This window comes from Polynucleobacter sp. MG-28-Ekke-A2 (genome assembly GCF_035012985.1).
Taxonomy (GTDB): Bacteria; Pseudomonadota; Gammaproteobacteria; order Burkholderiales; family Burkholderiaceae; genus Polynucleobacter.
Genome location: NZ_JAYGQU010000072.1, coordinates 1 through 295 on the forward strand (window position 1 = coordinate 1; position 295 = coordinate 295).

Sequence of the window (295 nt, forward strand, 5' to 3'; positions counted from 1 at the left end):
GCAGTAAATTTAAAGCCGTGAACAGCTCCGATCAGAACTTCACCCAGGCCAAGATCAAACGTCGTATCCAAGAAGCTGAAGCTAGTATTGCGCAGTACTTAAAAGACTTAGAGGCAGCTGATCTGCGTTCACCTGCAGGGTCGACTCCACATCAAGCGAGGTTAGCGCAGCGTATCGAGTTGTTTAAAGCCCAGATGGCACAGCTACAAGCTATTGAAGAAAAAGTACAAGCAGCACCAGATAAACAGATCTCCATGAGTGATCCCGATGCCCGGTCGATGCAACACCGCGGAGG

At 49.5% G+C, this 295-nt stretch carries 1 pseudogene; it reads left to right on the plus strand.

Annotated elements, in window-relative coordinates:
• Window positions 1-17: 17 nt before the first annotated feature.
• A pseudogene (locus VC188_RS12100) lies at window positions 18-295 on the plus strand (IS5/IS1182 family transposase); the annotation flags it as partial.